30 protein-coding genes are annotated in these 26675 nt (G+C 44.3%); 17 read left to right on the forward strand and 13 right to left on the reverse strand.

What is annotated here, in order from left to right; all coding sequences use genetic code 11:
• The first annotated feature begins 20 nt into the window (after positions 1–20).
• From K2225_RS00185 to K2225_RS00200, 4 genes are all read left to right on the forward strand, one after another.
• Entirely contained in the window at positions 21–266 is a 246-nt protein-coding gene (locus K2225_RS00185; protein WP_220582974.1) for a hypothetical protein, read from the forward strand.
• Between the two features lie 25 nt (positions 267–291).
• Entirely contained in the window at positions 292–750 is a 459-nt protein-coding gene (locus K2225_RS00190; RefSeq protein WP_220582975.1) for a hypothetical protein, read from the forward strand.
• Between the two features lie 320 nt (positions 751–1070).
• A complete protein-coding gene (locus K2225_RS00195; protein ID WP_220582976.1) occupies positions 1071–1970 on the forward strand; it encodes a hypothetical protein in 900 nt (299 codons plus the stop codon).
• Complete coding sequence (locus K2225_RS00200) at positions 1967–2533, forward strand: hypothetical protein (protein WP_220582977.1); 567 nt, start codon at positions 1967–1969, stop codon at positions 2531–2533. Before K2225_RS00195 ends, K2225_RS00200 begins: the two co-directional genes overlap by 4 nt.
• 30 nt (positions 2534–2563) lie before the next feature.
• Here the strand turns inward: K2225_RS00200 and K2225_RS00205 are convergent, their stop codons facing one another.
• Positions 2564–2875 (reverse strand): hypothetical protein, encoded by a 312-nt coding sequence (locus K2225_RS00205; RefSeq protein WP_220582978.1) that lies wholly within the window; start codon positions 2873–2875, stop codon positions 2564–2566.
• A 215-nt stretch (positions 2876–3090) separates the two neighbouring features.
• Between K2225_RS00205 and K2225_RS00210 the strand changes: the two genes are divergently transcribed.
• Positions 3091–5814, forward strand: a complete 2724-nt coding sequence (locus K2225_RS00210) for a pullulanase (RefSeq protein ID WP_220583975.1) — start codon at positions 3091–3093, stop codon at positions 5812–5814.
• 158 nt (positions 5815–5972) lie between these two features.
• On the opposite strand, the gene K2225_RS00215 is transcribed toward K2225_RS00210, so the two are convergent.
• Positions 5973–6881, reverse strand: coding sequence for a DMT family transporter (locus K2225_RS00215; protein WP_220582979.1), 909 nt, complete (start codon positions 6879–6881; stop codon positions 5973–5975).
• Between the two features lie 137 nt (positions 6882–7018).
• Between K2225_RS00215 and K2225_RS00220 the strand changes: the two genes are divergently transcribed.
• Together K2225_RS00220 and K2225_RS00225 are read left to right on the forward strand one after the other, a co-directional pair.
• Positions 7019–7591: a GNAT family N-acetyltransferase gene (locus K2225_RS00220; RefSeq protein ID WP_220582980.1), complete on the forward strand. Its 573-nt coding sequence runs from the start codon at positions 7019–7021 to the stop codon at positions 7589–7591.
• A 4-nt stretch (positions 7592–7595) separates the two neighbouring features.
• On the forward strand, positions 7596–8927 hold the full coding sequence (locus K2225_RS00225) for an FAD-binding oxidoreductase/lyase (RefSeq protein WP_220582981.1): 1332 nt from the start codon (positions 7596–7598) through the stop codon (positions 8925–8927).
• 36 nt (positions 8928–8963) lie between these two features.
• On the opposite strand, the gene K2225_RS00230 is transcribed toward K2225_RS00225, so the two are convergent.
• The gene (locus K2225_RS00230) at positions 8964–9314 is read right to left on the reverse strand and encodes a carboxymuconolactone decarboxylase family protein (protein WP_220582982.1); all 351 of its coding nucleotides are present in this window, start codon (positions 9312–9314) and stop codon (positions 8964–8966) included.
• 188 nt (positions 9315–9502) lie between these two features.
• Here K2225_RS00230 and K2225_RS00235 point away from each other — a divergent pair, with 188 nt between their 5' ends.
• Entirely contained in the window at positions 9503–9829 is a 327-nt protein-coding gene (locus K2225_RS00235; protein ID WP_220582983.1) for a hypothetical protein, read from the forward strand.
• A gap of 121 nt (positions 9830–9950) precedes the next feature.
• On the opposite strand, the gene K2225_RS00240 is transcribed toward K2225_RS00235, so the two are convergent.
• Positions 9951–10673, reverse strand: coding sequence for a 3-ketoacyl-ACP reductase (locus tag K2225_RS00240; protein WP_220582984.1), 723 nt, complete (start codon positions 10671–10673; stop codon positions 9951–9953).
• A 121-nt stretch (positions 10674–10794) separates the two neighbouring features.
• On the opposite strand from K2225_RS00240, the gene K2225_RS00245 reads away from it, so the two are divergent.
• The 4 genes from K2225_RS00245 to K2225_RS00260 all read left to right on the forward strand — a co-directional run bounded on the left by K2225_RS00245 (position 10795) and on the right by K2225_RS00260 (position 13753).
• Positions 10795–11094, forward strand: a complete 300-nt coding sequence (locus K2225_RS00245; protein WP_220582985.1) for a hypothetical protein — start codon at positions 10795–10797, stop codon at positions 11092–11094.
• 168 nt (positions 11095–11262) lie between these two features.
• Complete coding sequence (locus K2225_RS00250; RefSeq protein ID WP_220582986.1) at positions 11263–12171, forward strand: DUF4367 domain-containing protein; 909 nt, start codon at positions 11263–11265, stop codon at positions 12169–12171.
• Between the two features lie 294 nt (positions 12172–12465).
• A complete protein-coding gene (locus K2225_RS00255) occupies positions 12466–12726 on the forward strand; it encodes a hypothetical protein (RefSeq protein WP_220582987.1) in 261 nt (86 codons plus the stop codon).
• 175 nt (positions 12727–12901) lie between these two features.
• The gene (locus K2225_RS00260) at positions 12902–13753 is read left to right on the forward strand and encodes a nucleotidyltransferase family protein (protein ID WP_220582988.1); all 852 of its coding nucleotides are present in this window, start codon (positions 12902–12904) and stop codon (positions 13751–13753) included.
• Positions 13754–13865: 112 nt separating this feature from the next.
• Here the strand turns inward: K2225_RS00260 and K2225_RS00265 are convergent, their stop codons facing one another.
• Positions 13866–14834, reverse strand: coding sequence for a sodium:calcium antiporter (locus K2225_RS00265; protein WP_220582989.1), 969 nt, complete (start codon positions 14832–14834; stop codon positions 13866–13868).
• Positions 14835–15373: 539 nt separating this feature from the next.
• On the opposite strand from K2225_RS00265, the gene K2225_RS00270 reads away from it, so the two are divergent.
• Positions 15374–15649: a hypothetical protein gene (locus K2225_RS00270; protein ID WP_220582990.1), complete on the forward strand. Its 276-nt coding sequence runs from the start codon at positions 15374–15376 to the stop codon at positions 15647–15649.
• Between the two features lie 228 nt (positions 15650–15877).
• A complete protein-coding gene (locus K2225_RS00275; RefSeq protein WP_146817939.1) occupies positions 15878–16207 on the forward strand; it encodes a DUF4257 domain-containing protein in 330 nt (109 codons plus the stop codon).
• 548 nt (positions 16208–16755) lie between these two features.
• Here the strand turns inward: K2225_RS00275 and K2225_RS00280 are convergent.
• Positions 16756–17967, reverse strand: coding sequence for an Nramp family divalent metal transporter (locus K2225_RS00280; RefSeq protein ID WP_220582991.1), 1212 nt, complete (start codon positions 17965–17967; stop codon positions 16756–16758).
• Between the two features lie 295 nt (positions 17968–18262).
• Here K2225_RS00280 and K2225_RS00285 point away from each other — a divergent pair, with 295 nt between their 5' ends.
• Complete coding sequence (locus K2225_RS00285; RefSeq protein WP_220582992.1) at positions 18263–18634, forward strand: GntR family transcriptional regulator; 372 nt, start codon at positions 18263–18265, stop codon at positions 18632–18634.
• Between the two features lie 4 nt (positions 18635–18638).
• Positions 18639–18929, forward strand: coding sequence for a GNAT family N-acetyltransferase (locus tag K2225_RS00290; protein WP_370632670.1), 291 nt, complete (start codon positions 18639–18641; stop codon positions 18927–18929).
• Between the two features lie 96 nt (positions 18930–19025).
• Here K2225_RS00290 and K2225_RS19945 read toward each other — a convergent pair whose 3' ends face one another.
• Positions 19026–19151 carry a hypothetical protein gene (locus K2225_RS19945; protein ID WP_255574057.1) on the reverse strand — a complete coding sequence of 42 codons (126 nt, stop codon included), beginning with the start codon at positions 19149–19151 and terminating at the stop codon, positions 19026–19028.
• A gap of 124 nt (positions 19152–19275) precedes the next feature.
• Between K2225_RS19945 and K2225_RS00295 the strand changes: the two genes are divergently transcribed.
• The gene (locus K2225_RS00295; protein ID WP_255574058.1) at positions 19276–20277 is read left to right on the forward strand and encodes a serine hydrolase domain-containing protein; all 1002 of its coding nucleotides are present in this window, start codon (positions 19276–19278) and stop codon (positions 20275–20277) included.
• A 25-nt stretch (positions 20278–20302) separates the two neighbouring features.
• Here K2225_RS00295 and K2225_RS00300 read toward each other — a convergent pair whose 3' ends face one another.
• The 6 genes from K2225_RS00300 to K2225_RS00325 form a co-directional block, all read right to left on the reverse strand.
• Positions 20303–21457: a Ger(x)C family spore germination protein gene (locus K2225_RS00300; RefSeq protein WP_220582995.1), complete on the reverse strand. Its 1155-nt coding sequence runs from the start codon at positions 21455–21457 to the stop codon at positions 20303–20305.
• The gene (locus tag K2225_RS00305; protein ID WP_220582996.1) at positions 21447–22541 is read right to left on the reverse strand and encodes a GerAB/ArcD/ProY family transporter; all 1095 of its coding nucleotides are present in this window, start codon (positions 22539–22541) and stop codon (positions 21447–21449) included. The genes K2225_RS00300 and K2225_RS00305 overlap by 11 nt, the downstream gene beginning before the upstream one ends.
• Positions 22534–23913, reverse strand: coding sequence for a spore germination protein (locus K2225_RS00310; RefSeq protein ID WP_220582997.1), 1380 nt, complete (start codon positions 23911–23913; stop codon positions 22534–22536). Before K2225_RS00310 ends, K2225_RS00305 begins: the two co-directional genes overlap by 8 nt.
• A gap of 346 nt (positions 23914–24259) precedes the next feature.
• A complete protein-coding gene (locus K2225_RS00315; RefSeq protein ID WP_220582998.1) occupies positions 24260–24802 on the reverse strand; it encodes an RDD family protein in 543 nt (180 codons plus the stop codon).
• Positions 24803–24814: 12 nt separating this feature from the next.
• Complete coding sequence (gene sppA, locus K2225_RS00320; protein WP_220582999.1) at positions 24815–25813, reverse strand: signal peptide peptidase SppA; 999 nt, start codon at positions 25811–25813, stop codon at positions 24815–24817.
• A 380-nt stretch (positions 25814–26193) separates the two neighbouring features.
• Positions 26194–26643: an ASCH domain-containing protein gene (locus K2225_RS00325; RefSeq protein WP_220583000.1), complete on the reverse strand. Its 450-nt coding sequence runs from the start codon at positions 26641–26643 to the stop codon at positions 26194–26196.
• Positions 26644–26675 lie beyond the last annotated feature (32 nt).

Genomic DNA, 26675 nt, shown 5'->3' on the forward strand with positions numbered 1-26675 from the left:
TGTAGAGAGGGAGGATGGATTTGAACAAGACTTTAAGATGGCTGGGGCATTTTCTCTTTGGTGCCGCCGTTCTCATTTTTCTATTGATGCTGTTCACCGATCTCCCATTCCGAGCAGAATGGGGATGGATTTTCCTAGCACCATCGGTTGTCATCACCAGAGTGCGGGATATGCGCGAATCAGGAAAGAAAATAGAGCCGCTGATTACGATTACCCTTTGTGCCTTCATTTTTAGTCTTTCCTTATATGGTCTATTATTCGTCTGATTACATATGATCGCGAGGGGTTTCTATGGAAGAAGCATTAAAAAAAGAAAGCATGGATCAGAAAAAAATTAGAAATAAAGCCCGTAAATCGGTCTGGCATCTATTTTTGATTATGGCCTTATGTATCGGCTTAGGACAGATCTTTTTCGATGAAGTTCCAGGTCTCTTTTACCTGGGCGCGTTCGTGTTTTATGGATTTTTCCTCTATGAAACGTACATGAGCAGGAAAACGAATCAAGAGCTGTGGCGGATTTGGGATGAACGCTGGAGAGACCGTCGGACGCTTTTCCAGCTCCGTTCATCTGTGACCAATTCGTTGGATATTTTACTACCTGCGATTCTCGGTGCTAACGCTTCATGGATCATGGGGGCCATTTTCTTGGTGATTGGTCTTGTGACAGGGTTCCGGGACGGGAAGAAGAAGTGGGAAGCGAAAGAGTATTATTACGAGGAATACATAGAAACAAGGAGCATGGCCGCATGAAAGCATTCAGGATTTTCATCGCCCTCTGTGGTGTCATCGCCATGATCTGGATGGTGGTCAGGCTCTTTTAACCCACCCCCCAAACCCATGCTTTTATCATAGGAGGACTCTTCTTATTACTCGGCATACAAAATTGGATGAATGCACAAAGAAATACGTGGCTTTTTACATTCTCCTTGCTTTCATTCCAATCATTACGGTCATGATACGAAGAGCACCCGTCTCGATCAGTGGGGTTAGGTTAGATCAATCATCAAGGAACGCGTGTAAGGAAGTCCGAACCGCGCGCAACGAAAAGAAAACAAGTTAGGAAGATACATATGAAAGGAAAAACATTTCTGATTTCTCTGCTGATCGTTGCGATCAGTTGGGGAGGCAACTTATGGTTCTATCAATCTAAGCAATTGGAGGAACCAGTTTTTCTCGAACACTTTTACGGTGGAATCGGGATGTTCGAGCTTTATTACTTAACCAATAGAGATGATCCGGCACGTGTCATGAGTGTAGAGTTTAGTGATGGAACGACTCTACATGCGAAATCGGATTATTATGCGTTTCAAAATGAGAATCCTGCCTATGGGCCGGATATCCAAAGCAGATCCTCGCATTATTTGCTCAAAAGTGTAGTCTTTGATGAGCAGAAAATGAGGGAGTTGAGTGTCGATCATAGAGGACGAGCTACGATTCATTTTAATAATGGGGAAACAACCGTAGCGGATATTGGCAAGGTTACATCCAGTGAACACAGAGAGGGAAATGGAATTTTTCGTCAACAATCAAGCTCAAGCAGCAGCAATGGACGCTCCTTTCGCTCTTATACGGTCGTTGAGGATTTGAAAATAGAATCGATGACCTCACCATTTCCTGAAGTTGATGAAGATTTAAAGAAGAAATTGTACACCCCGTCGATCGGTACAACAGGTACACCCGATGGGGGCGGCCCGCGCACGCACAACAAAGAACTGAATGAGGAATGGAGCCGCGTCGCTGGTGCTCCATTGGAAGAAGTCCAATTTCCCATTGAAATGAAGCGGGGAGACGGGATCAGGCTGACGATGCAAGAAAAGCCGGACGCGATTCGCGCTTATTCTTATGAAATCGAAATGACAGGTACAACGGAAAATGGCTACCCATTCACTCAGCCATTCTATGTAACGAATGACCCGCAGCTCACGCCAGAGCAGATGGAACTCCTGATCGAAAGGAGGGGGAGCCAATGAATCCCTTTCACCGGATCTTCGGGGGGCTGCTTCTTGTTTTAATCGACATCCACCTCGGCCAAATTGAGATTTTAGCTGATTTCATCGGGTATTTCCTAGTATTAAGTGCCTTGAATGGTATGGAGGGGAACTTGAAAGGAATGAAAGGTGCGAGAACTACCGCCTTGATCATCAGTCTCATTGCGATTCCCCAAGCCTTTATAGGTCAGCCAACAGGAACGACAGAAGGTGTGAGTATAGGTTTAGATCTTCCTACGATTTACCATCAATCGTTAGGGTTGCTCAAGCTGGTGCTGACCTTTTATCTGTTTCAGGTGTTCATCGATTGGGCGAAGAAAAAGCAAGAAGAGGATCTTCAAGAAAGAGCACGCAAGCTATTCAGATTTTATCTGACTGCTCACATCCTTTATTACGCGCTCTTGCCTTTCTCCATGAACCTTCCGGAAAACACGGTTATCCCGTTATTTATCATAGGAATAGCTGTGATGATCATCCTTGAGATCGTGTTCCTGGTCTTAATCCGTGCTTTTCGTAACGAACAGCAAAAATTAGAACTCTATTAAAAAAAGGCGCCTCGGTCTGAGGCGTCTTCTTTATGCCGGCTGTTTTTCCAATTCCGGATCGGCTTCCGCTGCATCGATGAACAAAAAGATCGCTGTCAAAATGTGCATGACCATACCGACGAAAGGAACCCAGCCGATGCATGAGGTGACGATTCCGAGGATGCTTCCTCTCGTTTCCCTTCCTTTCTGCTGGGAGAGCACAAGGGTGATGATGTGAAGGATAAGCATGACGGCCAGGGGCGTCCACAGTAACGAGATGACGAACGTTCCTCCAATAAAAGGGATGCCTAAAAATGCTTCCAAAGTGGCGGTGACCCACATGAGAACACGTGCTGCTGACATACAAACACCTCCCGTTTATCCTCCTTCAATGTATTCAAAGAACAGAGGTTTAGAACTTGGGACTATAGAAACAGGACAATCGTTTCTTTTTCCATCATTTTCTGAATATTTCTTCACACTCAGGAAATCTATGGTATATTGGTTTGTGAAAGCGTTTGCACTAAACAGTGTGTATCGCACTCGTATACCTATTAAAGGAGGAGAATGATTTGAGGATGAGGAGACAGTGGTGGAAGGTTGTCATCAGCATTGTGCTTGTGTTTTTGCTGGCGAGTCCGACATCTTTAACGTCGGTCAGTACAACGAAAACTTTTGCACAAACGAATGAAACCGTTACCATTAACTACAAGCGATTAGATGGAAATTATGAAGGCTGGGGACTGCATCTATGGAACCAGGACGGTTCCAATCCTGCGATTGAACAAGGGACGGATTGGTCGGACCCGGTGGAGTTTACGAATGAAACGGATTTCGGAATGTCTGTGGAAATTCCGGTCATCGACATCAAGAACGGGTTGAACTTTATCGTACATAAGGGGGATCTAAAAGATACTCCGAATGACAGATATTTTCCGACCACCGGTGAAACGGAGTTCTGGCTGGTCCAAGGCAAGGAGGAAGTCTATTTGGAAGAACCTGTGCTGACGACTTATGTGGAGTCTGCGAAAATCAAGAACGACACACTCATTTCAGCGAAGATGAGCCAGGTGATTGAGAGTGCAGATCGTTCTGATTTTGTTCTGAAGGGCGCAGATGGAGCGCGCATCGACATAGAATCTGCTGAGGTGGATGGACAAGACGTTCGTCTGGAAACCGCAGAAGCGCTGGATCTCACTCAGACGTACACCATCCAATATGGAGAAGAAGAAACGAATGTGATGGTCGACTGGAAGCTGATGGATGAAAGGTTTGCGTATGACGGGGACGATCTCGGGGCGACGTTACATGACGACGGTACAGCTGAACTGAAGCTTTGGTCACCGATCGCGACCGATGTCTCAGTTGTTCTTTATGATAAAGACGATCAATATAAAGTCGTGAACAATGATATCCCGATGGAAAAAGGGGACGATGGCGTCTGGTCTGTGACGCTGAATGAGGACAATACCGGAATCAAAGACCTCAACAGCTACTATTATCAGTATAAAATCGAGGCGTATGGAGAAGAGAAGCTTGCCCTTGATCCTTACGCTAAATCAATGGCGGCTTCAAACAATGATGATAACGATGATGTAGGAAAAGCGGCGATCGTCGATCCTTCTGAGATTGGGCCTAAACTTGATTTTGCTAAAATCAAAGGCTATGAAAAGCGTGAAGATGCGATCATTTGGGAAGCACACGTGCGTGATTTCACATCTGACCCGAGCATCGAAGGCGAGCTTGATTCCCAGTTCGGTACGTTCAATGCTTTTGTAGAAAAACTTGATTACGTAAAAGAGCTGGGTGTGACCCACATCCAACTGCTCCCTGTCATGAAGTATTATTTCGGGGATGAACTCGACAGCAGCACACGTGAGCGTGAGTATTCCGCTTCAGGAAACAATTACAACTGGGGTTATGACCCTCACAGCTATTTCGCCCTTTCCGGTATGTATTCCGAGCGTCCGGAAGATCCGGAAGAAAGAATCGAAGAATTCAAGCAGCTGATTGATGAAATTCATAAACGTAAGATGGGTGTCATTTTGGATGTCGTCTACAACCACACAGCCAAAGTGAGCATCTTGGAAGACCTTGTCCCGAACTATTATCATTTCATGGATGAGGAAGGCAATACCAAAACAGGTTACGGCGGTGGAAAAGTGGGGACGACGCATGAAATGTCCCGCAAACTTATGGTCGACTCCATCGAGTATTGGGTCGATGAATTCAAAGTGGACGGGTTCCGTTTCGACTTGATGGGTGATTTGGATGCAGAAAGTGTCCAAGCCGCTTACGATGCTGCGGAAGCTTTGAATCCGAACATTTTAATGCTCGGAGAAGGCTGGAGAACGTATGCCGGTGATAACGGTGGGGAAGGTGTACAACCGGCCGACCAGGATTGGATGGACGAAACAGATGGAGTCGCTGTCTTTTCTGATGAGATCAGGAATGAACTGAAGTCCGGTTTCGGTAGTGAAGGGGAACCGCGTTTCATTACAGGCGGCGCTCGTAACATCGATACCATTTTCAACAACATCAAAGGACAGCCTGGCAATGTGACAGAAGATGACCCGGGAGATATCGTGCAGTACATCGCAGCCCACGACAACTTGACGCTTCATGATGTCATCGCACAGTCCATCAAAAAGGACCCGGCGAAGCATGAAGAAGAAATCCAAAAACGAATCCGCCTCGGGAATTCTATGATTCTAACAAGTCAGGGAATCTCCTTCCTTCATGCCGGTCAGGAATATGGCCGCACGAAGCAGTGGAAAGCCGATGGCGTTCCAGAAGATAAGTGGACCTATATGGAAGATGAAAACGGGAATCCGTTCGAAGATCCTTACTTCATCCATGATTCCTATGATTCTACCGATGTGATCAACCAGTTCGACTGGCAGGCCGTGTCCGAGCCAAGCATCCAGCAGGAAACAATGGAATATACGAAAGGTCTGATCGAACTGAGACGATGGACAGATGCTTTCCGCCTCGGTTCTGAGGAAGCGGTCGAAGAAAACGTCACGCTTTTGGATGCACCTGAAATCCAGGAAACGGATTTGATGCTTGCCTATAAAGCGGTCGATCCTGGCAAGAAAGCAAAAGGAAGCTATTACGTGTTCATCAACGCCGATGACGAAACACGTACATTGACTCTCGATGAGAACTTGAAGAAAGGAAAAGTGCTCGTCGACAATGACGAAGCTGGACGCAAAAAAGTGAAAGATCCATCCGGTTTCGAGCTGAATAAAGATGGCATTACCATCGATCCACTGACGACGGTTGTCATCCATACGAAATAAAGAAGAACCAGCTCCTTTTCTAAGGAGCTGGTTTTTTGAATGTGTCCGAACGGTCGGGCAAAGTGACTTAACGGAGAGCGAAAGTGCCCGAACGCACGACCAAAGTGACTTAACAGGAAGCCAAAGTGCCCTAACGCCACCTCAAAGTGACTTAACGATCAAGAAGCGGACTTCTCCCTCTGCTGCGCAGGCTTCTTTTTAGACTCCTGCACAATGATGACAGATAAAAGCACGAGCACGACCCCGGCATATTGGAAGATCGTCAGCACTTCCGCATAAAAGAAGTAACCGACGAGCGTCGCGACGACCGGTTCGATGGTGGCGACGATGGAAGCCCGGCTCGATTCCACATGCTCGAGGCCTTTCGTGTAGAGAAGGAAAGGCAGAACGGTCGAGATGAGTCCGAGGCCGAGAATCAACAGCCAGACGCGGATGTCATTTAAGAGTGACGCTTCTTCCCATAGGCCACTGAAAGGAACCACTGCAAGAGCTGCGAATAGAAACGTATAAAAGGTGACAGTCAAAGAGCGGTATTTTTTCAAAACGACCTTCCCGAAGATGCTGTAAAGCGCGTAAAACAGTCCCGAACCAAGTCCGAATAACAGGCCGGCCCATGACAGGGAGGCTTGCAGTCCCGGAAGCCATCCGATGACGAACGTACACCCGATAAAAGTCGTGAAAAGGGCCAAGAGTTTTCTTCCTGTCCAGGCTTCTTTAAAGAAAACTCTTGAAAAAATGGTCACGAAGACAGGTGCAGTATAAAGGAGAACGAAAGCGATCGCCATTGAAGTCGCCTCAATGGCGCTGAAGAGACACCAGTTGAACAAAGCGATGCTGATGACCCCTGTCCCGAAGAAATAACGCGAGTCTGTCGGTTTTATTTTTAAAAGCTTTCTATTAGAAACGATGATGGATCCGAACAGCATGACCATCGCAGAGGTCACTCGGAGAGCGACCACTTGAATGGGGGAGAACCCATGCTCGTACAGTTGGTTCACAAACAGCCCGATGATGCCCCACAGGGAGGCGCCCAGGAAAATCATCAAGAATGCACGGTTTCTAGTCATCGGATTCCTCCTTCCTGCATGAATGTCCGTCTATTATACAAAAATTTAGAAAGCTTTGAATATAGCTGTTGCAAAAAAATAAGAAATCTTGTTTGATAGAGGATAAGGATGAAATCGAATCACAAGGGGATGGAACAATGGATCCAGTTATGCGAGATGTCAAAACACCTATAGAAACAGAACGGCTGATTTTGAAAATGCCGGAGCCAGGTGACGGAACAGTGGTCAACGCAGCGATCCAAAGGTCTGTGAATGAACTGAAACCATGGCTTGGATTTGTCCAGGAGACACCGACTGTCGAAGACACAGAATCAAACGCAAGAGAAGCGCACGCCAAGTTTTTGCTGCGCCAGAATTTAAGGTATCTCGTTTTTCTGAAGGAGGATATGACTTTCGTCGGTTCGACTGGTTTTCATCGAATGGACTGGGATGTGTCGAAGTTCGAGATCGGCTACTGGATGGATACCGCTCATAGTGGAAAAGGATATATGCGGGAAGCGGTTGACGCTTTGACGGCGTATGCTTTGAATGATTTAGGTGGTGCCCGTGTGGAAATCCGTTGCGAATCGGAAAATAAAAAAAGCCGCGTCATTCCGGAGTCTCTCGGTTTTGAGCTTGAAGGCATTCTTCGCAACGAAGATCGATCTGTCGATGGGAAGCGGTTGACCGATACGTGCATCTACGCAAAAGTCTGTGAAAGAGGGGAGTGATCCTGTGTATGACGTGACGATCATTGGGGCCGGCGTCAGCGGTGTGTTCCTTGCATACACGCTTGCAAAAGAACATCCGGAATGGAACGTCCATGTAGTGGATAAAGGAAAGCCTCTGGTTGAGCGGACGTGTGGATTACAACAGGAAGCGTGCACCTGTGAAGGGCCGTGCGATCGGTACGTAGGATTTGCAGGACTCGGAAAATCCGAAGGGAAGTTCAATTATACGAACGATTTCGGTGGGCAGCTGGGGAAGAAGATCGGAGAAAAGGAAACGCTTGCGCTCATGGAAGAAGTCGATGAGCTTTTGTGCTCTTATGGCGGCGATCTAGTTGAGAGGTACAGTACGAAAAATGAGAAACTTTCAGCAAAAGCATCCCAGCATTCTTTGAAAGTTCTTTCGACAGAAGTGCGTCATTTGGGGACACAGCTCGCCCGGGGGATCTTTCAAAGCATGTATGAGGAGATGTCTGAAAGGGTGACCTTCACATTTGAAGCGGATGTCACAGCAGTCACAAAAGAAGAAGGTCTGTTTTCGATTGATACTAACCATGGTCCGTTTCAAAGCGGGAAAGTTGTCTTCGCTACAGGAATGAGTGGGAGTGACTGGCTGAAATCCATGACAGCGGAATTAGGGCTGAAGCCTGGGCGCACACGGCTGGATTTAGGGATCCGGGTGGAGATGCGAGGCAATCAGCTCGATGCCATTCTTCAGGAAACATTTGAAACGAAGCTTCATTACATAAATGAGCGTTTTTCTGCGACCACCTACTGCATGAATCCGCGTGGAAGAGTCATTCGAAAATATCAGCATGGCCTGGTGATGGCAGATGGTCAAAACCAGAACGAAGATGAACCGAGTCAGAATTTGAATTTCACGCTTTTCGTGCCGCGGTACTTCAAGAATCAGGCGGAAGCGATGGCAGAAGCCCATCGTGTGATCGGCGGCATCAATCAAGGGCGGGACAGGATTGTGGCCCAGAAGTTGGGAGATTTATTGAAAGGAAAACCTTCTGATCATCTTTCTCGCGGCGTTATTCAACCCTCCCTGGAGGCAGAAGCAGGAGATCTCCGCAAAGAAGTGCCTTCCCTTTATATAGAGGCACTGATGGAGTTTTTTGAAGCGTTGGAAGGGCTGCTCGGCGAGGAGGTCGATCGCGGTACCGTCCTTTATGGGTTGGACAGCAAATTTTATGAAGCGAAGATTTTCACGGATGAGCATTTTGAGACCGAGGTGCCAGGATTGTATTTGATCGGGGACTGCTCGGGGGAGACGCACTCCTTGTCGCAGGCAGCGGCAAGCGGCATCTATTTAGCACGGATGATAAAAGCTTAGTCTGCGGAACGTAGACTAAGCTTTATTCATGTACCTCTATGATCTTTCGCGGAATTCTTTTAACGTACGGATCCCGACAGTCACCGCCTGACTCATCGCAGATCCCCCTCCATAAGCAGCGGCGACACCCATCGTTTCATAGATTTGCGGGTCGCTGCACCCGAGCGCTACACATTGGTCCATGTGATAGGTGATACTCGCCTCATCTCCATCCTTCACGCTGATCGCAAGAGCCATCAGATGCTTATGCGACCGGTCGACTTCCCCATCTTCAAAAAAAGCGCCTGTGAAACGGTTGTAATCTTTCGTTGCTTCAGGTAAGTAACTGGTCAATTCTTCAATTCCGTGACGGTAATCGTGCAAGGTCTCTTCGGCATGATTCTTCATTTACAATCTCTCCCTTTTTTAAAGCTTACTCGTGCTATACCTGTTTTTCCAAAGGGTTGAAACCCGGCAGTATGTAAGAAAGCATATCCATAATAGAGATAGGATCACGATTATTTGTAAGAAAATTGAAACTTTTCATCCCGTATCTCCGTAACACATGTAAGGATACATAATTGGAGGGGATGACGATGGGGAAAAATATGATATGGGCCGTGGTTACTGTTAGTGTGATGATGTTGATCAACTGGGGAGTCGCTTCTTTTTTCCGTGGTGAATTCATTGAATATTCCTTTTTGCTTGGCGTCGTAATCATGGCTATTGTTTGGTTTTTCAATTCAAAAGGTGGTTTCGCTTCCAATTCAGTCCGGTTGCGGATCCAGGCCCGGACGGGTATGAAGCTCGAAGAGGAAAAACGCAGTTTCAACCCAACGGTCGTATTCTATACCACAATCGGTTATACCGTGGTCGCATTTGTAGTCACAATCATCTATTATAAAGATTATATTACTGGTTGATTTCCTGGTTTCGATCATTCATGGATAGAAAAAAGAAAACGCCTGGATGTTAAAAATCCAAGCGTTTTTTCATTTCTTACTCACAAAAATGCCGATGCTGCCATGTGTATGCTAAAAAACTTTAAAAAGGATTGGTCGCCCATTGAAGCGACTGCTTGATAAAAATGCGAGGGTGTAGTTTCAATTGAGAAACCATGTATTCCGCAAGGTCCTCCGGCTGCATGTACTTCTCTTTATCCTGTCCTTCCATATCTTCCCCTAATGCAAGTTCTGTGGCAACGAGACTCGGATTTAATGTGAAGACGCGGATGTTGTCCCTTCTTACTTCCTGCATCAAGGCTTCCATCATCCCTTGCAGGGCAAACTTCGATCCACTGTAAGCCGTGGATCCGGCGGTCCCTTTGAGTCCACTGCTTGAAGAAATATTGATGATATCCCCCTGGTTCTTCTCCTTCATCATGGGCAGGACGGCTCTTGTGACGTGGTATGTACCGTAAACATTCACTTCAAACGTCCGTTTCCATTCGTCAGGCTCTAGTTCAAGGAACTTTCCGTACACACCGATGCCTGCGTTGTTGATGAGAATGTCTGCTTCACCAAGCTCTTCTTTTATTTGCTGAACCGCTTGTTCCACTTGATCGATGTCCGCAATATCAGCGGACGCTACAGCTGCCTCGACTCCGTAGGAACGGGCTTCCTCGGCTACTTCTTCAAGACGGCTTTTGGTCCTTGCAATCAATCCGAGATGAACGCCTTCTTTCGCCAGCTGCAAAGCTGTAGCCCGTCCGATGCCGCGACCTGCACCGGTCACATAAGCGATTTTCCCTTTGATTTCTTGTGCCATGATCCTCATCACTCCTATTCTTGTTCTTCATTCAAGTCTACGAGTTTCCCTTTTTGAAATCAAAAGATAGCGTCTACCCCAAGGGTGATTCCTTTGATAAACGAATAGAGGGAGGGATTTTATGGAAACCTTTGTTATGTTGAGACCAGTATTCCTGGCATTGGTCCTGGTATCTATTTTTCTAACGATTTTTCTCCTTTTTCAGAAGGAAGAAAAGGTGAATGGATGGACGCTTTTTTACATCACATCCATAAGCTTAATCATAGGTAGTGTCTGTTTTTATAGCAGTGGGTATATCGTGGATGAGTTTAACTTGAGCGGGGATTCTCTTTCGTTTTATTTGTACATCGCTTTATTCCCAGTGAGCTTGTTGAACATCCTGTTGTACTGCTTTAAGCCCAGGTCAGTGGTAGAAGCATGAGATTGGTATCCTGTCTTCATTTTTCCATGTGAAAGCCTGGTTTGGGAATGTTGAGGAAAAAAAGGAGTTTTTTCACAGAAAATTTCTATTTTATTACCAATTTTTGAAACGTAAATCGTTCCCATTCGTACTTGTAGGAAAGAAGGAAGAATGGAGGTTATCTTAACGATGAAAAAAATTCTATTTATTATGATTGCGCTATTGATTACAGCTGGCTGTGCATCCTCTCCGTCTTCCAGTGAGAATTCGTCAGAGGAAAATACGACAGAGGATGATGTGACAAAGGTACTGGAGCAAATATTTTCAGGACCAGATGAAGAACTGGAACAATTGCATGAAGAGGAAAATTATCAAGGAATTTCTTCCTACTATATGGACCAATTCGAACCTTACTTCACAGAAAAGTACATGAAGCAGGCGTTGGATACCAATCTGCTGAACAGCTTTCATCAAAAGGCTGGAAATGACGTCAACATGGAAATTGGTAAGATGAGCGTTGAGCAAAGTGAGGAAACGGAAACCGCTTATGATTTTGATATGCAAATCAATATAAGCAATGGTGAAACCGCGGACGTCAGTGGAAGAGTGAACACGAATGAAGAAGGGAAAATCACACGGATTTACTACAACGATGATGTGCAGTCATTGTTGCACGCTTTTGATACGGCCGTTCAAACAGAAGAAGGGCTTTTCGAATATGACCGTTCCAGGTTGGTAAGTCGGACCGGGGATGAAGCCTATCAGCCTAAGTATCCGACGCTCATGCCTTTCGAAGTGGATGGTGTAGAAATTGATCCTGGAGTTATGGAAGAGAAGGATACCGTATTGACCTTCATCTTTCATGCGGAAATGAATGAAGAGATGGAATTGACGACCGTTAAAGATGGCGACATCTCTTATGATGACATAGAGACAGAAGAGGTATCGATCGGTGATCAAACCGGACAATATGCAGGAAACGAAGGTGAGACTCAGCGGTTGATTTGGAAAGATGGATCGATCATGTATGAGTTGAAAGGGAATGTAGATGGCTTGTCAAAAGATGATCTGATCATGGTGGCGGAGTCTTTTGAGTAAGCCATACACCTTCATGGTTAGGAACAGTTGAGGTAATGGAAGAGGCACGTATAAAAACCCACTCACCCAATTGCGGGGAGTGGGTTTTCCTTTATAGTCTAAACATCGTCTTTTTATTTTTCATGTCTTTGTTTGGGTTATTATACAAGTCTTCGAGTGATAGTGGCTTATCCTTCATAGGAGAAGTTTTTTCATACCATTTATAAATGAAAGAAAATTCATTTATTTCCATCTTTTAGTGTGGTAAATTGGTATAAGCCTTTCGTAACACATGGTAGGAAAGAGGGATAATAAATGGAACGTTTACATACCATTTGGCTTGATGATACATATGTGCATGGAATTATTAAGATATATGATTCAATTTTTGAATATTTGTTTCACCCCATTGTACTTGATGAAATAAAAGGGGAATACCGTGTCATAAATAATTTGTGGTATACGACCTATCATGGTGCTAGAGAGTTTTTCAGGTCTCCCTCGAATCCTTATAGCGTTGTTGGAAGAATGAAGGTAAAGGAAGAAACAACGGTTGGAGGAAGTATTGTGAAATAAAGGGTGAATCCCCAATATGGAATATGATTTACAAAATACAAGAGGATCGACTAGTGACACCATACGAAAATGGGCTTCCATATTAGGGCTGGAAATAAGGGGATCTATGGGATTTCTGGACCCTCAAAAAACACCGTGTGAAATATTCAATGAAAAGAAATGAGGACATGTAAGGATGACAGAAATAAAAGAAATAGGGTCGTTGTGTTCCATAAACGATTACGGCTACATCATGAACCAGTCTGATCCAAAGAAAATCAATGATCAATACGAAGAGGTCATCCGACACATAACAGAGACATGCCTTTCTGCTTTACCAAAGGACATTCACAGCATTTACCTAAGAGGTTCTGTTCCAAAAGGGGAGGACATTGAAGGTGTATCGGATCTTGACGTCATCGTCGTCACCTGTTCCGATCCTCAAGATATGAATCTGGATTGGGTGGAGGAGATTGAACAATTAGTCAATCAAAAATACCGTTTTATCAACGGGGTAGAAGTAGGGTTCAGTCCTTTAAATGAATTCGAGGATACAAAGCATTGCTCTATGATCCCGTTTATTCTGAAAACTTATGGAATTTGTGTCTATGGTGAAAATCTAATCGGGCATCTCCCTGATTACAAACCCGACAGCTCTTTGGCGAATGAACATCTCATTCACTTCGCTTCTTTCATTGATCGAGCGAACCAGGATTTGAATGGAAATGACGATGAGGAAGATATTAAGGATTGCTGTTCATGGATCATGAAGATCCTAGTGAGGGCCGGCCTTGCGCTTGTCATTGTTCAAGAGCAGGCGTACACGAGGGACTTGTTCCCAGCCTATCAACTTTTCTCAAAGCACTATCCAGAAAAAGAACAGGAGATGAGGACAGCGCTTTGGTTCGCCATCAACCCCTCCTCCAGTTCAGAGGAAATATTGAGATTCTTGGATTCTTTCGGACGTTGGATGAAAACGGAAACAGAACATTGGTTGGATGTTTATAATCCAGCTAGAAAAATGCATCTGCCTCTCCAAACGGTCTAACGTATGTGATTCTGTAGCATTACTGGCGAAATTACATATTGGAATACCATTATGTGAAAACAGATCTGCCTTCTTTTGTCATTTATAAAAGAGTAGATGACAAAATAGAGATCTACTTGAAAAAGATCATATAAGAAGTCACAAAATATAACGTAATGATGAACAAAGAGGGCATGAGATAGTGCCCTAAACGGTCTATTCTGTTCGGCCTCTTGAGTGTGTAGATGAGGAACAATGTCATCGTGATCCCAAGTATTGCTACATAGAGATGAGTGCCTTGGATGGAGTTTAAAATCGCTCCTTTTCGATACAATAAATCGGTGAATACAAGCAGTTTCAGGTTATACAAGTTGCTTCCAATAATGGACCCGACCGCCATGTTGTAGTTCGCTAATTTAAAAGCAGCCAGGACGCTTACGAATTCAGGTAATGAAGTGGAGGCGGCAATGAGAAAACTGCCTACAAAACTAGCGTTCATGCCTGTAATTTCTGCCATGTGATCTCCAGCAATGGATAGAATGCTGCCGGAGACAAAGACGACGACTACAGCTATGAGAAAACCTTTGATCGCTGAAGAAAGGGGAATATCCTTAGTCAGAGGAGAACCATCATCGTCTTCATAATCGCTGGCAATGAATTTCATGGAAAAGATATAGAAAATGACAATCACATACATTTCAATTCCTATATTAAAAAGTTGGATCGATTCAGGAACCAGGAGGGAAAGAGAGATGATGATCAAAAAAGCAAGGCTGATCCATGCAGATGGAAGGTTCGCGTGCTGATTAATTCTTTGAAATAACCGTTGTTTTCGATAAAACAAATCAACCACGGCCAGGATTAATAGATTGAACACGTTACTCCCAAGCATATTTCCTACAGCAATATCCGGGTTATCTATATAAACGGCCGTCATACTAGTCGTGAGTTCAGGTAATGATGTAGCCCCGGCAATTAAGAAGGTACCGACCACAGCCCCGCTTAAAGAAGTTTTTTTACTAATCACGTCACCACAATGGTTCAAATGAATAGCAGCTGTAACGACAAGGATGGCTGCGATAAAGAAAATAATGAAGATCATGGGCTGCCCCTCTCTAAAATAAAAGATATCACGGAAGGCCTGGCTTACTTCGCATCAATCTCCAAATAACCACACGAGGAATCCCCTTGAATTCCGCTTTTCCATTCTAATGTATGCTTGTTTCATAGATATATCCATTGTGATTTCATTCATAAAACGGACCCTTAAGAAGTTTCATGAGGGAGGGGGCGAATCTTCGGTGGTAGGAATCGTTCTTTCCTATATGTGAAAAAACTCTGAGGTTCTAAAATTTTCCGAGACCGTTCATGGAGGACTCTGTTAAAAGACAGAGTGGAGGAATAAATCAATAAGGTATGGCACTTTTCACATTCATTTATTGTCTTTTGGAATCAAAAAAATTTTGTAGAAATGATAGAGGACTAACAATATCCGTTAGGTAATCTTGTATAATGGGTATGAAGAATAAATCGGTGTTCAAGACAAAACCTATTCAGTTTTGGAAGGGAATCGCTTTATTGTGGTCGTTTCTTTCCCGTATGATGCCCCGTTCAGTAAAAATTTTGAGGAGGTGCCGACCATTGATTAGGATGAGCGAAAAAGAAAAAGAAACCTATGATGAACTTATGAACTCCTTCAAAAATGCTGAATCGATAGAGGAAATCCGCCATTATTTTGTAGAAATCCAATTGTACTTAGATAATCTTGGATCAACGAAAGATCCATCTGCAACAAAGCCCCAACTAGAAGATTATCAACAGTTGAGAAAGAGATTCGTAGATGCTACATCAAAAAAGGAAGTCAGGTATTATGAGGATCAGATCCATGAATGGTTGAACAAAATCCATCATTCATAACTGACATAAGTTGTTATGGAATACAAAATTTTGAAAAATAGTATTTATTTTCTGGTAATTATAGTGTAAACTAGGGGTACGGTGTTCACTATAATGGGGCACTTGTATATGAAAAAAATAACGGACTTAAACGGAGCGGCGAGCTTGGTTGAGGATTTAGTGCATAGTAGCTTATGTTTCTAAGTTTCCACCAGCTGCCGCTTTTTTAGTCTAGGGGGAAGATTTCTTATGAATACGCTACTTATTGCTGGGTGTATTGGAGGGATCACTGGCATTATATCTCACTTGATGAGAAATGGAAAAGTCCTGATTTTCCCTAAAAAAAGAACGCGTCCCAAGGGGATTTATTTAGGGTTTTTGGCGGACTTTTTTATCGGGGCTGCGGCTTCCGTTTTCGCCGTTACCTACTTGACCCCTGATCCTGAGTTGTTGAGATCGCTCATTGGAATCTCTATATTGGCGGGGATGACCGCAGAAAATGTTTTATTGAAAAGGGAATTGAATATAGAAAAGGCAAAAGTAGAAGGATTGGATCGGATCAACAAGAGACTTAAATAGACTGCTATTCCTCCAATCCTTCATTTTTCTTCGGAATGATTTCCTCTTGAATCCTCTTCTTCATCTACATTCTCTTCAAAACGGCCCCATTTATCTTAGTATGAGAAGGTCAGGTGGGGAGATCACTCATCCTTTCCATCTGGGAGGTTCTAGAACAGGCCTCATTTATAACACGTAGTTACAAACCATTGCTGGTAAAAACTCGATTATTATGAAAAACCTATGAAATGGCCTTTTTTTAGTGCCGATTCCATAAAGTCCTATGTGGCTACTCGCTTTTTTTCATTGCTTGTACCTTGTTCGATATCATCACCTGGCATGGATAAAATGCGAGATTAGCAAGCAGTATGGCTAGAAAACTCCATAAACCATCGTCAACCATTGTAAATGGCGAGCCAAAAAATAATGAGGAATGCAGCAAAGGAGAAGGGGGATAGGATTTTCAGCATTTTATTCCTCTTAGCGACCTTGTCCATCATTCTACCTCCTCTATATGAACCTCATATACAACCCCTGAAAATCTTAGAATGACCTCCTTGATCAAAAGGTTAAAAGATACCAAATGAAAGCAGGGATAGGGTCACGGTAATAAGGAAGATCAATCCACCAACAATGTTCACCCAAAGGGAATTGACGTGATTTCTTAGTGTACCTCGATTATTCATAGCCATCATAAGGAATAAAACGATAAACGGAAGGATCAGTCCATTGGCATATTGTGCAAAAACAATCAGCTGAATCGGGTCATAACCAAGACTAGCAAAAAGGACACCGACAAGAAGCACGCCGATCCAAACCAGTCGGAATTTTGTTGAACGCAGGTTCCTTTCCCACCCTAAAGCACCTGCCGTGGCATAAGCAGAGGCTAAAGGCGCCGTCATTGCAGAGGATATGCCAGCTGCAAAAATCCCGACAGCAAATACATATTTCGCCCATGATCCAAGCAGGGGTTTCAACTGATCGGCCATGACACTCGGATCTTGTATTTCTGTTCCCAAGGGGAAAGCGACAGCAGCCGTAATGATGATGGCAACAGAGATGATCCCGCAGATGCTAATTGTCGTAACCACATCGAAGCGGCTGTCTGCCAACTCTTCTTCTCCCTTGAACCGCTCCTGTACGACAGAAGATTGTAAGAATAACGTGTAAGGGACGATTGTAGTCCCGATGAGCGATATGACCAATAAAATATTACCTGCCGACACCTTGGGGACCAGACCCTCCGTCAGAATCGCAGACAAATCCGGCTGTATGACAATGGCTGTGATGACAAAGCTCAAGGTCATCGTCAGGATCAATACAATAAAAACGCGTTCGATGATTTTATATTTGCCTACCCATAAGAGGATGCCGGCGATTAAACCGATGAGGGTCGCCACGGTTTCGGTGGAAAGGGGTGTGAAGGCTGACAGCCCGATCGCTCCCCCAACAATGTTCCCCGCTTCATAAGCAGCACTTCCAATGACAATGGCGGAAATGATCAGGAGAATCGTCAGCCATTTCAAAACGGGATGGGAAAATTGTTCCCGTAATATGGTACTTAAATCTTTTCTGGTAATGACCCCTAACCTTGTCACCATCTCCTGTAGAAACATCGTTGCCAAAACGGAAAAGACCAGTGCCCAGATCAGCGCATAGCCAAATTGAGCTCCTACATTACTAGCTGTCGTTACCGTCCCTGGTCCGACAATGGCTGCCGCTACAATAGCACCCGGCCCGACATTCTTCAGACGCCTCTTGAATTTACTTTCCTTCGCCATCTTTTTTCTCCTCTCCTGTGCTGGTATGAGTCCAAACCGAACGGATCTTCATTTAGTGAAGGGATTCCCTTAATTTGGAATATTAATCCTTTCTTTATTGGGAATCATCTCCTGGTGTGTCAATTCCTATTCTGGGTTAGCGGAGGAAGCATCCTGTTATTTGTAAAGCCTCCTAAGATCTTTCTGTGTAAATTTTTTGAAATTAAGGTTGGGTATGGATGGAATTGTGTATATAATGTGTGTATAGTATATATACATTATATTCGAAATGCTGAATACAAAAAGAGGGATTCCTATGCAAATCATCTTGTCCAATAAATCCAAGGAGCCGATTTATGAACAAATTACCAATCAGATCAAATCTTCAATCTTAGCCGGTGACATGGATGAGGGTAAGGCTTTACCGTCCATTCGTCAGTTGGCCAAAGATTTACAGATTAGTGTAATTACGACAAAGCGTGCGTATGAAGAGTTGGAGAAGGCAGGTTTCATCTACTCCATCGTAGGTAAAGGATCATTTGTTGCCGAACAGAATTTAGACGTCATTAGAGAAAGAAAAATCAAGGCTCTGGAAGATCAGTTAAGTGCGGTCATAGCCAATAGTCGGGAATTAGGTCTCACACTTGATGATCTACAGCAATTGTTAACTACCTTATATGAGGAGTGAAATCATGGAGAATGTGGTGGAATTAAAAAACGCGACTAATAAGTTTGTGAGCTTATGCTTTTCAGGGTTTGTAGCTGAGAATGTGCACGGGGTGGATATAGAAACGCTCGAGGATCATCGGGGCAATAAATTAGGTCAGATAGCAGCTCATCGTTTCGTGAAAGAATGCGTAAGAAAAGGCATGATTCCATATTGGGACTGCGAGGAGACCAATAAACCATCGAATGCCATTGCTGAAAATATTGGATTGGAGAAATCCTTTGAATATATGGTCTACATCTCTCCTGTCGAATAGAGTGGAAGTGGCAAAATGAAAGCGCACGGTTTATATTCTAATGATGAATTGACTGAGTAGATACATAAGAAGCAGGATCCCAATTCCTAACAAGCTTTACCCCAAACGTTTTCGTTCCGATAAAGGCTCCCCTTTGATTGCCTTCCAATCAGGATAAAAAAAGCAGATCACTCGGACAGCTATGATTCCGAGGGCCACTAAAACAACAGCGAATACTTTCATGAGATGGACTCCTTTTTATAAAGGGCATTTCCTTCCACTCGCTAAATGAAACAAAAAGAATCATGATAGATGGATGAAACAGCAGGCAGAATTGAATAGAAAACATGAAAAGGAGAGGGAGAAATTGGATGCCAAAATTCAGGAAATCGTTAAGAAAGAAGGATTTTCAGGTTCAGTAATTGTGACACAAGGGGAGGATCTCGTTTACTCGAAAGGATTTGGGTACAGAAACCTCGCTGAAAGTCTTCCCAACCAAATGGACACCCGCTTCGGAATAGCCTCTGGAAGCAAATTGTTCACAGCGGTAGCGATCGCTCAGCTCGTGGAACAGAATCTATTTGATTACGACACACCCGTCCACCAGCTTCTGTATCAAAGTCTTGCTTGTATAGATGAACGTGTCACCATTCATCATTTGTTGACACACACATCCGGAATCCCTGATTACTTTGATGAATCGGTCATGGATGACTTTTCAGAACTGTGGGAAGAGAAACCGATGTACAAAATGGAGAAGCTTGAGGACTTTGTGCCGATGTTCAAAGATAAAGAGAAGGTGTTCGAGCCTGGAGAGAAATTTCACTACAACAATGCAGGGTTCATCGTTTTAGGGTTGGTGGTGGAAGCCGTTTCGAACACAACTTTTACAGACTATGTTGCAGAGAACATCTTCAAACCTGCAGGCATGTACAATAGCGGGTATGATCGTTTGGATCAGCTGCCTGGAAACACCGCTCTTGGATACGTAGAAAAGGCCGGGGCTCTAACGACGAATATGTATGCTGTTCCGGTGATTGGTGGAGCTGATGGGGGAGCGTTCGTGACCGGGCCGGATATGAATGGTTTTTGGGATGTATTTTTGGGTGGAAAGCTTGTGGGGGAAAGCCACGTAGAGCGATTAATAACGAAACACATAAAAGTGAAAGAAGGCATTTCCTACGGGTATGGGATTTGGCTGGACGATGTTAATGAAGAGATAGTTTACCATGCCATGGGCTATGACCCTGGTGTCAGTTTCCATTCATGTGTCTATCCAAAAGGTCATTGGAAAGTAACGGTACTTTCCAATCATGGTTCAGGTGCTTTTCCAATCGTCAAAGCTGTCGAGGAACTTTTCATGAAATAAATAAAAGGGGAGGGAGCCCTCCCTTTTATTCTTCTGTATTGAAGTTCTGGGTTCCGAAATCTGTGATTTCCGTCGTCACTTCCACGTTGAAGTTCATATCAGGAAATATCTCATTCCATTCTTTTTCGTGTTCTTTCCAATACTTCGGTTCGTGGATTTGGATCCATTTGGAGATGTCGAGAAAATCAATCCTATATTCTTGTTGGGCAATCTTTAATACTCGTTCTACTTTCCCTTGAATGACATTGTTCGATGCTTCTTCGATCTCTTTTTTCCACCCCGCTTTATAAACGTCTCTTCCTGTCCCCCAGTCTTCCGCTAATACAGTGGAAGTGGCGATCTGGAGCGTCATTTCCGGTTCATCTCCGGTCACTTTTGTCTGGAATTTCGTTTTTGACCCTTTGATTTCCAGGATGATCGGTCCTTCCTGAACCATTTCTTCATCCAGATAGATAAAACCGCCTTGTACCGTATTGTGTATATACCGCACGCCTTCCATATCCTCCACATCGATCCACCCTACATAATTTGAACTCTCCGCTTCGATGATCCCTGCACCAGAAGATTTGATGTTCCCTTCATTCAGCGTAATACCGGGAATGAGAAAGCTTTTGTCCTCAGAAATCAGCTGCGACATATCACCGATCGATAAATTTGTCGGGTTTTGGTTGTTTTTTTGGAAGTTTTCACTAAGAGATTTGATTTGAATAGACGGAAAAAGTTCCTTTGCCGGTTCCGTATTGAGTATGTCCAGAACGGGACCTCTCGTTAGATATACAGGCGTTGTCCTTCTGAACTCATGGTCACGGATAAATAAATCAATCACCTGGTCGGCTCGTTCTTTTTCAAACAATGCCGTAGAAGCCAGGATGGACTTCAGATGCGTGTAATTGGGTGGTCGGTTGCTTTCCAAAGAGTTGTTCCGGATAATCTCAAAAAATGTTTTTCCAGATTGGGAAATGTTTTGGTAAGGGTCACTTTGGTGCTGGGAACTGCTTTGTTGTGTGGGAATTCTCGCGGGAACCACATACTGGTTGATCATCGTCAGTTCATCCGTTTCTTCATTGAAATCCAGCCCCATGCCCGTGACAATTCCGACATCCTCAATTTCTTTAATATCCCAGCATCCGGTCAACACAAAGAGCAAGATCCAACTTGTGAAAAACACTTTACGTGGCATATGTGTTCCCCCTGACCAAGGATACAATCAATAGAAGAGCGGGTAAGATGACGATCGCAGCAACGGAAATCAACTGAATGTAAGTCGAGTAATGGAAAACTTCCGTCAGGCCTTCAGGATATAAGGTCAATGCCAAAATCAATATCCCTGCGACCGGTAGGAACCACCGGGTTGGTGTGAACATATTTTTGAGCCCCAAAGTCAATGTGTACATATAAGCGGTGAAGGATGTGAAGGCCGTCGTCAACCATCCGAATAAAAAGATCAACTCAAACCGCTCGAAAAAGAAGCCTTGAAATTCAATGCTTTTTGCCATTTCAATCGTCGGAAAAGTGATTTCCTTCAATTCTTCTACTCCAAGGACTCCTATAGAGATGATATGGAAGACGACATAGATGAGGGCGGTTAGACCGATACTTGTCCACATCGTAATCAGAAGATTTTTAGCTTTCTTCTTTTTGATCAACTTGGAGAAAATCAGTAAAAATTCCATGCCTAAAAAAGAGAAGAAGGTGATTTGTGCTCCGCTGATGGTCACCCATATATTATTTTGAAAAACAGGTCGGACGTTGTTGAAATCAAGGTTTTTAATGCTCAATAAACATAGCACAATAAACATCACCATCATAATCGGAAAATAAAGTTGGAAAAAACGGACGATGTCACCCGCTCCGTTATAGATTAAATACATGCTGACGAGCATAAAAGAACCGACGACGATATAAAGCGGTGTCGTATCAAGCAGGTAGTTTTTTATGATTCCTCCGGTCACCCTCAATATATAAGCAGCAACGATGAGGCTGTAAACAACGAAGAAGAAGTTGAAAAGAAAGCCGACAAACCTCCCCATGATCGCTGAAGTCATTTCAAAAAAAGTGAGGCCTGGATAACGCACAGCGAGCGCTACGTAAATACAGGAAACAACGCTGACGGCTAGCGCACCGAAAATGATACTCAGCCATAAGTCCTGAGAATCAACGGTATTAGCCAGATCCCGCGGCATGAGAATAATGCCGATCCCGATCATCGAAGATATGAATACGATGATCAGCTGAAGCATCGTCAGTTGTTTCAAGTCACTCAATGCGTCCGCCTCCTTTCTTCAATTTGAACCGGATTAAGGAATCTTTCCAGCGTTTCACGTAAAAAGGTGTGAATGGCTCTAAATAAGGAACTGAAAAACTTTGCAGGTGAACGAGGTGAATGCTGACAATAAAGACAGCCAGGATCAATCCATATATTCCCAGGAATGCGGCGGCAAAAAGCATGACGAAACTGATGGTCCTGAGCGCGAGACTTAATGCGTAATCAGCAATAGTGAAGGAACAAATCGCGGCAAACGAAACGACAATCACCATCAAAGGACTGACAATCCCAGCTGTTACCGCCGCTTCGCCAAGCACGATCGCGCCTACAATACTGACGGCCGGCCCGATCGGTTTTGGCAGCCGGATCCCAGCTTCCCTCAGTGTTTCAATGGTCAGTTGCATAATCAAGGCTTCCATGAACGATGGGATTGGAACGCCTTCACGAGTTTTTGCAATCGAAATGGCAAGATCGGTCGGGATCAACCCATGGTGATAAGAGATCAACGATATATAAACCGATGGAAGCATGACCGAAAAAAAAGCAGCCATGAACCGCATCAAGCGGATGAGAGAAGCCGGAATCCACTTGAAGTTGTAGTCATCCGCCTGTTGAAAAAGACTGTTCAACGTTGTCGGTGCAAGCAACACAGAAGGGGATCCTTCTACGAAGATCGCTACTTTCCCTTCAACAAGGGCGCTGGATACTTTCGTTGGTCTTTCTGTTTCCTGGATTTCAGGGAAAAGGGAATAGTTGTTTTTTTCGATCAATTGCTCCATCACCCCGCCATCTGGGATGTAATCTTCCTGGACGGCATTGATCCTGTCCCGAACGTCCTTCAACAGGTCCTCATTGACCGTCCGATCGATATAAGCAATGGAAACATTCGTGAAAGACCGGGTGCCGATAGTGAATTCTTCAAATTTCAAGTCCGTCGAACGCAGGTGCACACGCAAAAGGGCGACGTTTTGTTCGAGTGATTCGATAAAACCATCCCGGGAACCTCGCAGGGTCATCTCCGATACAGGCTCCTGGATGGAACGGTAGGCGAACTGCGCGGTGTCTATGGCGTAAACCGTATCTTGTTCGATCAACAGCGTGAAACCATCGAGGAGATAGCGATCGACATCGTTTTTCTTCTCTAATTGCAGCAAAGGTTCTGCAGAAAAGGCATGAGGAAGAGGACTTTCTTTGTGCTTCCATTCTTGTAGTGGAAGCAGGATCGCGTCCTGGACTTGTTTCGTATCCGTAATCGCAGGTATGTAGATGACATGGACGGGGTGGCTTTCAAGCTCCAGCTTCTTCATGGTCACATGGTGGTTTTTCTCTTTCTCACGAAGGATTTGTCCGATGTCCAACATTTGATCCATGTCCTCACCCCCGAATCCCAGCAGTTTTTTTTAGTATGTACCATTGGCTCTTTTTTACACAAACGTCAGATTGTTCATTCCATGCCTATGTGTTCTACTTCTGAGTGGGCTATTCGATCGGTTATTGTGGTTGTTATTTCATTACATGGATTTGCAGAAAACTTCACAAAATAGAGGAGAAGGGAGGTCTTCAGACATGGGTAAGAAAGCGAAAAACAAAAGCAAAAAAGACCTGAATGCACTTCGTCGTGAAAAAGGGGAGAAGAACGGCACAGGCAAACAGGATCCATATCGTTAACGCATGGAAAAACGCCTGCTTCCATTGGGAAGCAGGCGTTTCTTTTTACTATACCGTTTGTGGTGGTTGTTCAATGGTAGCGTTCAGTTTCCTGAACTTATTCTTCATCACGGACGTATCTGCGAATAGATCATGGATTCCCTGATGTCGCTTTGTGAAGGCCACAACCAGATAGGGGATTCCGAGGATCGCCATACTGATATAACGGCCGATACACTCACGGAAAATGATTTGACCGTTCGATAACGTTTCCCCTTTTAGTGAAACGACGGACAATCCTAAAATCATTTTTCCCAGCGTAGCCCGGAAAAATTTCGTCATCAGGATAAAATAAGCAAAAAAGATGATCGAAGTCGTAATGTTTGCCGCACTGAACATGGGGACCCAAGCTTGAGCGTCTTCCAGGTTCACAAGCCGCAGCAATGGACGGGTCACAATGGTATTGACGCTCCAAATGACGATCAAGTCGATGATGTAAGCTAGGAATCGCGAGCCGAATCCTGCATACAGCAGTTTTTGGAGGTCGTTTTTCTGATGATGGATCAACGAGGATAGCTGCCCATCGTTTTCGTTATGATTGGTGTAATCCATACCGTTCCCTCCTTAATCTGTGTACATATACATCATGCGTGGTCCTTGACGCTTGCTCATCAATTCTTCGATGTAGCGAAGTTCACTGTTCGGCATCAAGCTTTCGGCAAGCGGAAGGTTGAAGAAAGATCCCATGGTATTTTTGTACTGGAATACCTGCGGGTCGCCACCGATTTCTTTTTTCAATGCTTTCAACGTGTCTTCACGGAAGCCGATGTCGTCGACCAGTCCGTTTTCAACCGCCTGCTTCCCGGAGTAGATCCGTCCGTCGGCCAATTCTTTCACTCGGCTTTCCGGCATATCCCGACCTTCCACGATGACATCGACGAACTGCTGATAAGATTCATCGACAAGCGTTTGAAGAATCTCTCTGTCTGCTTCGGTCATTTCCTTCGTCGGGCTCATGATATCTTTGAACTCACCGCTCTTGATGGTATTGAATTTCACACCATATTCATTGGCCAGTTCCTGATAATTGATGCTTTCCATGATGACACCAAGGGAACCGGTGAACGTATCATTACTTGCAAAAATACGATCAGCAGGAGCGGAAACGTAATATCCGCCGGATGCGGCCATGTTGCCCATGGAGACATAGATCGTTTTTTCAGCTTCTTTAATTTCAAGTAGTTTGTCATGGATTTCAGCACTTTCATAAACGCCGCCACCTGGTGAATTGACATACAGGTGAACACCTTTGATGGAGGCATCTTCTTTGATCGCTTCTAATTTTTTCATAAAGCGATCGTGCTGATAGCCGCCGCCCCCGAAAGGATTCGGGTTCGTACTCGGGTTGTCGATGATGGCCCCTTCCAGGTTTAATTCTACAATCCGTTTGCTTCCACTTCCTCGGTCAACGACTTTTTCCTCTAAATTCTCACTGCCTGCGAAAAGTCCCATCGTTTCATTCTCTGCTTCTTCACCAGTGAAGACCGTTCCGATCAGCTGAACGACGAGAGCGAGAACCAAAATCGTGGCTGCAATGATACTGGCTGTTATTCTTTTGCTCATATGTAGACTCCTTTCCATCTGTTGTTCAGAATTCAACCATACCATAAGAATCAATCTAAATGATATGAAATGAACCTTCATGTATTTCTGAACACCTCTTCTACGAATGAAGGTTTGGAAGGTTTCATATTTGGTTGATTTTTTCTGTTCGCTTCCTTGTTTTGTGCTTGCCTGATGGGACCAGGGAAATCCCGGCTTAATGACCTAGTGAAACGGGTAGAGAAGGGGAGGAGGGATGGAACGTTGAGTCAAAATAAATTAAGAATCATCATCATTACAATCATCATTGTATTTTTAATTGGCCTTGTCGGGTTATCGATTCGAATGGCCCTGCAGCCGAAGGCACAAGAGGATAAAAGGACGGAAGAGATCTCCGTCCTTCAATCCGGGTTCACGTGCACCAGTTGGAATCTCTCGCAAACAAGATCCATGTCTTCGCTGTAATCATAACCGATCTCTTCCGATTCCTTCTTGAAGAACTTCTTATGGAACTCTAACCATTTGTGGTAGGAAAGGTCTCCTTCTCCTTCCGCACGAGCGAATTCTTCGGTTACTTCATTAAAGGGGACGACTTCCACTTCTGTTGTTCGGATAATAGCAGCAGGTTCATCTTCTCCATTTAATATGATGTTATATTCTCCGACTTCGGGAAGCGCTTCTTTCTCAACCTCATATGCTTGACGCGCTGAGCAGGTGGCTGTCTTGACCCCGTCCATGACTAGTCTTGCCATACGATCAGGGGCGGTGCCGAAAGACCACGCCTTCACGCTCTCCGGTTTTTCTTTTCCTTTCCAATAAGAATCCCAGTACGCTTTGGCCTGTTCGTTCATGTATAAACACTCCTTTTCCAAAAATGGGTGGA

Origin of the sequence: Halobacillus sp. Nhm2S1, assembly GCF_019599545.1 — a bacterium.
In the GTDB taxonomy this organism is placed as follows: domain Bacteria; phylum Bacillota; class Bacilli; order Bacillales; family Halobacillaceae; genus Halobacillus.